The sequence below is a fragment of the Kocuria rhizophila genome (genome assembly GCF_003667225.1).
Taxonomy (GTDB): Bacteria; Actinomycetota; Actinomycetes; order Actinomycetales; family Micrococcaceae; genus Kocuria; species Kocuria rhizophila.
In genome coordinates, this window is the sequence record NZ_RCOM01000117.1 from 1 (window position 1) to 5144 (window position 5144).

At 74.8% G+C, this 5144-nt stretch carries 3 protein-coding genes; all 3 read right to left on the reverse strand.

Annotated elements, in window-relative coordinates; all coding sequences use genetic code 11:
- Nucleotides 1-979: penicillin acylase family protein (locus D9R02_RS11125; protein ID WP_147435361.1), on the reverse strand; the 979-nt coding region annotated here is incomplete at its 3' end.
- A complete protein-coding gene (locus tag D9R02_RS11130) occupies nucleotides 976-2901 on the reverse strand; it encodes an IucA/IucC family protein (protein ID WP_121566925.1) in 1926 nt (641 codons plus the stop codon). The genes D9R02_RS11125 and D9R02_RS11130, both read right to left, overlap by 4 nt.
- On the reverse strand, nucleotides 2898-5144 hold a 2247-nt coding region (locus tag D9R02_RS11135), incomplete at its 5' end, for a GNAT family N-acetyltransferase (protein ID WP_310793826.1). The genes D9R02_RS11130 and D9R02_RS11135, both read right to left, overlap by 4 nt.

Below are 5144 nucleotides of genomic sequence, written 5' to 3' on the forward strand. Positions count from 1 at the left end.
CCACGGTGACGGTCGCGGTGGAGCCGGGGGCGGCCTCGTCGAGCAGGGACTCCTCTGCGTCGGTGCCCGGCAGCACGAAGCCTGTTGCGCAGGAACGCACGGTGACGGTGCGCTCCACGCCGTCGCGGGAGCGCAGCACGGTGCTGCGGGCGACGAGCGGCTCACCCGAGTCCGTGACGTGCCACGCGCCGTCCCGGGCCTCGACGGGCAGCTCGGTGAGCGTCTCGGTCACGGTCATGGCCGCGGTGATCGCCCACGCGGCCGTCTCGGTGCGCCCGAAGTGCGGCACACCCGGCAGCCCCACGAGAGCCAGACCGCGCACACGGAGCCCCGGGGCGGAGAGGGACACGGGCTGGTACGGCCCGGACTCCTCGACGACCCGGTGGGGGTCCGCGGCGAGCAGCGGCGCGCCGCTCACGGAGAGCTCCCCGGGCACGAGCCACGCACTGGAGCCGGCGGCCGCGGGGGACTCCGCGTCCAGCACGGGAACCCACGCCTCGCCGAGCACGCGCCGCACGCGGCGCCGCCACAGCTGCTCGGGGAGGCTGCCGGTGAGCAGGTGGGCGTCCAGGTGCACGGCGATCGGCGTCCACGGATCCCACGGGCGCGGGGGCTCCTCGGTCAGACCCGCCTCGCGCACCTCGGGGGTCTCTGCCCAGACCCGCGCGAGCGCCTCGGAGATCCCGCGCGCATAGGCGGCGAAGAACTCCCGGTCCGGCGCCGACGCCGCCTCCCACCAGCGCCGCGCGGTGCCCACGACGTCCGCGGCGAAGCTCAGCGCGTCCGCGTCGAACGCGTCCGGGCCCAGCAGCTCGGCGGAACGGGCCTCGGCCCGGCGGCGCAGCACCTCGGCGTGCCATGCGCGGTCCAGGCCGGTGACGTACCCGTGGCCGCGGGCCAGTGCGGTGAGGTCATCGGCCTGGACGTGCGGCACTCCGGCCGGGTCGCGGAAGACGCGCCACCCCGGTCCCTCGATCATCGAGCTCCTCCTCGGGCGTGGTTGCGGAACGTGGCCAGCGGGTTCTCCAGTCGGCCGGCATAGGTCAAGGACTCCGACTGGTTCGTGAGGTCCACCATCCGCTGCGGGTTGCGCAGCTGGAGCCGGTTCAGGCACGAGTGCGCGAAGCTCTCCCGGAACAGGTCCAGCTCCCGCCAGTGCTCGGGGAACCGCTCGCGGTGCTCGTCCAGGGACTGGGCGGCGATCCCCCAGAACTGCGTCTCGTCCAGGATGCCGGTGGTGTGCAGCAGCACGGCCAGGTGGCGCAGCACGCCGTCGAGCACGTCCGTGTGGACCGCGAGTTCACGCTCCTCGGGATCGGTGACGGCCCGAATGCGCTCGATGCCCTCGGGCAGCGGACGGTTGCTGAGCACGGCGACCTCCTCGCCGAGGTCCTTCCAGAACGCCCCCACGGGGAAGCCGTCGCGCAGCCGCAGGATCACGTTCTCGCTGTGGGGCATCATGGCCGTGTCCTGGGACAGCAGCAGGTGGGCCACCGGCACGAGGTACACGTCCAGCAGCGCACGGACCCAGGCCTCCGGCGAGGCTCCCGAGCGCTCGATCCACGCACCGGCCAGCGGACACCCGGCGCGGTCCGTGTGCAGCACCCCGGCCAGGCTCGCGGCGTGCTCGTCCGGGGCCAGCAGGGGCAGCGGGGACTCGCGCCACAGCGCGGCCAGCTGCTTGGTGTGGTCCGAGCGCACCCCGCTGCGGTGGTGCGCGTCCCCGGTGTAGCCCACCGAGGCGTGCTCCCGCAGCACCCGGATGCCGCGCTCGCGGAGGAACTCGTCCTCCTCGGTGATCGCGTGCAGCCAGTCGCTGATCGCGGGCATCGTGCGCATGTACGCGGGGGACAGGCCCCGCAGAAAACCCATGCTGTGCACGCCCATCGCGGTCTTGGCGTAGTCCCGGTGCGGGTCGGTCACGTCCAGGAACGTGCGCAGGGACTGCTGCGCCCGCCAGAGGTGGTCACCCTCGCCCAGCAGGACCAGGTCCCGGCGCAGCACGTCCGGGAGCATCCCCGGCAGGATGCGGTGCTCCCACTGCCAGGGGTGCACCGGGATCACCGTGTAGTCGTCCGGGTCCTCACCGGCATCGCGGAGCACGGCCCGGAAGCGCTCGCGCTCGCCGGCCGTGAGGTGACGGCGCATGTGCTCCTCGTGGTCAAGCTCCACGCCCAGGGACACGGTGCACAGGGACCGGCGCGCGGCCAGCCATGTCAGCGCGGTGGGCTCGGCGGCCTCCGGCGCCCAGGCCTCGGCCTCCGCGGCGCCCAGGCCCACGCGGCCGGAGCTCGCGACGAACCCCGGGTGCCCGCGGTCCAGGAAGCGCTCCACCTCGGGCAGCTCGCTGCGGGCCAGCTGCGCCGCGGTGGGCGCGGGAGCCGCACGACGCCGCGCCATCGAGAACATGGTCGCGGAGAGGTCCTCCAGGTACAGCGGCAGCATCTCGTCGTTGAGCCCCAGCACGTCCTGGAGGTCCAGCACGGCCTGCTGGGCGTCCGGCTCGGCGCCGTCCGCCTCCCGGCCGCTGGCGGCCGCGGGCACGACGACGCCCGGTCCCGGCACCGCTGCACCACCGCGTTCGCGGGTGCGGCCGTCCGGCCCGTGCCCGGGGTCGATGCGGCGCACCGAGTCCGGGTCCACCTCCCAGTGCTCGAGGGGGTGCCGGGTGGCCTCGAAGTACCAGCGCGGTGCGCCCGAGGCGTCGGCCACCGTCCACCCGTCACCGCAAGGTTCGGGGGTCAGCATCCGCTCGTGGCTGAACTCGCAGAACATCTTGGCGAGCACGTCCCGCTGCAGTGCACGGGCCGTCTCCCGGTCCAGGCTGGGCGCCCGCGTAGGGTGCGGCGCGGTGCGCCGGGCGCCGTCGGTCGGGTGCTGCCGCTCCACGAGGTCCGTCATCGGGTCACCTCCGTGCTGCGGTGCTCGGCGGGCAGCCGGGTGGTTGCCGTGGAGGGCGTGGTCCGCTCCTGCGGGGTCGGCGCTGAACCGTCCCGGGCGGTGGCGGCCGTGGGACGGGGACCGCTGGGTGCGGGCGCATCCTCCGCTCCAGGGTTTCTGACGCCCGGGGAGTGCGGTGCAGCGCATCGCTCGCGGCCGTCTGCGGCCGTGGGGCGCGGGCCGCCGGCAGCGGGCGAGTTCCTGACGTCGTCGCCCGGGGAGGGTTGCGCGGCGCGGCGCTCGCGGGCGGCGTCGTCCTCCCCGTCCTTCCAGGGTGCAGGGTCCGCGCGGTCGACGACGCTCACGCACGCCGTCTTTCCCGGCAACGGGCACTCGCCGACCTCCCGGAACCCCGCCCACCGGTTGATCGCGCGGATCTTCTCGTTGCGCAGGTCCGGCTCCACGAGCACCCGCTGCACCGACGGGTCCGAGAACAGGAACCGGAGGGACGCGGCCATCACGGCGCGCGTGGTGCCGGGGACGGGGCGGGTGGAGGCGGCGACGAAGAGGTGCAGACCGGCGTCCCCGTCGCGCACGGGCCAGACCTCGGCGAGCGGGCTGCGGGCGGGGTCGTAGGTCTCGAGCAGGGCCAGCGGCTCACCGTGCTCGCTCACGAGCCAGGCGTCCTCACCGGGAGCCGCGGCCATCCGGCGGTACTCGCGGGCCACCTCCTCCGGGGCCGCGCCCACGAGTTCCCACGCGTGGGCGCGCGGCGCGCTGAGCCACTCGTGGAGCAGCGGCAGGTCCGCGTCCACGTCCACCGGCCGCAGCGAGAACGTGCGCCCCTGCGTGCGGAGCGTCAGGGCGCCGTCGTGCCACCGGGACGGGTCCACGCGGGGGACCGCGGGGGCCTGGGGGATCATCCCGAAGCTCTGGAACGTGGTGTGCGCCTCGGTCGCGTAGGGCTCCCGGCCCGTCACGTGCGCCAGGACGTGGGCGTTGCGCAGCGCACCCATGCCCAGGTCCGGTGCGGTGAGGGCGTGCGTGTGCTCGCCGTGGTTGAGGACGTGCACGGTGCCATCCGCGCTGGCCCGGTGGTGGCGCTCGGGGCTCAGCCGCCCCGCCGAGTCCAGGGTGAGCTGCTCGCGCACCGGCTCGAGCCAGTCCAGGGCCGCCGGGCGGTAGCCGGTGGCGGCCACCACGGCGTCCGTGACCGTCTCGCGCACCCGGTGGTTCTCGGTGTTGCGCCACTGCAGCACCGTGCGCCCGCCCTCGTGCCACGCGCCCGTGAGCTCGGTGGCCGCCACGAGCCGCACGGGCGCGGCTCGGGGATCACCCCGGCGGACGTAGAGGGCCTCGTGGACCGCCTCGATCGTCTCGTCCGAGATCCCGCGGTGCAGCTGCGGCTGGGACGCGTTGAGCCGGTCCCGCTCGGCCTCCGGGAGGGACCGGAAGTGGTCCAGGTAGTCCGGGGAGGTCAGCTCCAGGGAGAGCTTGGAGTACTCCATGGGGTAGAAGCGCGGCGAGCGCGTGATCCAGTCCACCGCGGGACCGCCCGGGGTGGTGAGCAGGTCCAGGAACACCTCCGCCGCGGACTGTCCCGAGCCCACCACGCTCACGTGCTCCCGGCCCACCAGGTCCTCACGCCGCGCGAGGTACTCACCCGCGTGCACCGTGGATCCGGAGACCTCCGAGAGCTGCGCGGGCAGCTGGGGGACCGTGCCGGTGCCCACCACGAGGTGACGGGTCCACCACGCGCGGCGCTCGCCGTGCGACTCGACCTCCACGCGCCACGGGCCCTCCCCGGCCGGCCGGGTGACCCCCGTGACCCGGTGGCCCCAGTACACGCCGCGCACCCGCTCGGCGGCCCAGCGGCAGTAGGCGTTGTAGTCCCGCCGCAGCGGGTAGAAGGACTCCCGCACGTAGAACGGGTACAGCTGGCCCGTTTCCTTGAGCCACTGCAGGAACGAGAAGCGGGACGTGGGATCCGCCATGGTCACCAGGTCCGCGAGGAACGGGACCTGCAGGGTGGCGTCCTCGAAGAGCAGCCCGGGGTGCCAGTCGAAGCCGTCGGCGGCGTCCAGGAACGCGGCGCGCACGTCGGCCAGGGGGTCGGCCAGGCACGCCAGCCCCAGACCGAACGGGCCCGCGCCCACGCACAGCAGGTCCAGGGGGTCCTCCGGGGTGCCCCGGTCCGTGGTCGCCGTGGGGCGGGGTGCGGCGGGAGCGGGGTCTCGGGGGGTCCTGCGCCGGCCTTTCCGGGG

Excerpts from the sequence above, each read along its gene's own strand:
- D9R02_RS11130 (WP_121566925.1), bottom strand. The coding sequence starts at position 2,901 with ATGACGGACCTCGTGGAGCGGCAGCACCCGACCGACGGCGCCCGGCGC.